This is a genomic window from Vibrio sp. D401a, assembly GCF_030248515.1.
GTDB classification, from domain to species: domain Bacteria; phylum Pseudomonadota; class Gammaproteobacteria; order Enterobacterales; family Vibrionaceae; genus Vibrio; species Vibrio rotiferianus.
Genome location: NZ_JAHGAI010000083.1, coordinates 1 through 1,322, shown reverse-complemented (window position 1 = coordinate 1,322; position 1,322 = coordinate 1). Strand labels below are relative to the sequence as shown.

Genomic DNA, 1,322 nt, shown 5'->3' with positions numbered 1-1,322 from the left:
AAAATGTATGGTCCGCCCCGTTATTGCAACTACAATTTAGTAATAACGGAGTTGGTTTGCGCTAATGTATTCGGAGTCCACGTTGGGAACATTAACTTCCCCGCTCCACGATGATATCCGCGCCAGATTATCCTTAAAAGCCCCAAAGCAACTAAGTGCTATTTTTTGTATCAGGTTACTAATCTGGCCGATTGACCGTTTTTGTCATCACGTTCATTGGCGTTACAAACTTGGTTATGGCTATATAGCCTTAAAAGCTTGGCGGTGGAACAACACCGCCCAAGCTATTCTTGCTAGCTTATTGGCAAGTGCGACTACCACAACATTAAACGGCTTTGTTGCTCGTAAATTGACTAACCAATCTCCGAACACTTTTCCTGTTGTTTCTATCCTAGATAGCACGGACCTCGCTCCATGTATAAATAGAGCGCGAAGGTGTTTGTTCCCTCGTTTACTCATGCCTAATAACTTTGATTTGCCACCCGTTGAATACTGCCTAGGAACTAGTCCTAGCCATGCGGCCATCTCGCGACCTCCACCAAAGTTTGAAGGAGAACTGATATTGGCCACACACAGCGTTGCTGTTAAATCACCAATACCAGGAATACTCTTCAAAAGTTCGGCATTTTCATTATTTTCAGTAATCGCTTTCAGTTTTCTATCTTGAGTAGATACTTGCTCATTTAGGTATTTATAGTGCTCATGAATCGAGAGCAGCTCAGCGACCAGACTCTGTGGTAGCTTTATATCTTGCTCGGCCAACCACTGAAATAGCGCTTTCATCTTGGCATGGCCTTTAGGAAAACTCAGCCCAAACTCAAGTAGTATTGCTCCAATTCGGCTCATACAAGCCGTTCGTTCTTTGATATAACCATCCCTCACTCGATGGATAGCTGCGATTACTTGAGCTTCCTCTGACTTGGCAGAGACAAATTTCATGCTTTGTCGACTCGCTGCTTCTGCTATCGCAGCAGCATCAATAAAGTCGTTCTTGTTACCTTTGACGTAAGGTTTTACATATTGAGGAGGGATAAGTCGAACTCGATGCCCATAGGCTTCACACTTTCTCGCAAGCCAGTGAGCACCAGCACAGGCTTCAAAAGCGATGATGGTAGGTTCAAGTACAGATAAGAAACGGAGTAGTTGGCTTCGACTAAACTTACGGCGAATAACGTCTTTGCCAGTGTGATTGTTGCCAACCGCATGAAAGCAGTGCTTGCCTAAATCGATACCTAATATGTGAATGGTAGACATATGGTTCACCTCGTTCTGAGAGCCTACTCTAAGCGTAGGGCTTGAGAGTGAGGCGGACCATATAATTA

At 44.3% G+C, this 1,322-nt stretch carries 1 protein-coding gene; it reads right to left on the bottom strand.

Annotated elements, in window-relative coordinates; genetic code table 11:
- Window positions 1-240: 240 nt before the first annotated feature.
- Window positions 241-1,254, bottom strand: a complete 1,014-nt coding sequence (locus KIV41_RS24335) for an IS110 family transposase (RefSeq protein ID WP_285337830.1) — start codon at window positions 1,252-1,254, stop codon at window positions 241-243.
- Window positions 1,255-1,322: the final 68 nt, after the last annotated feature.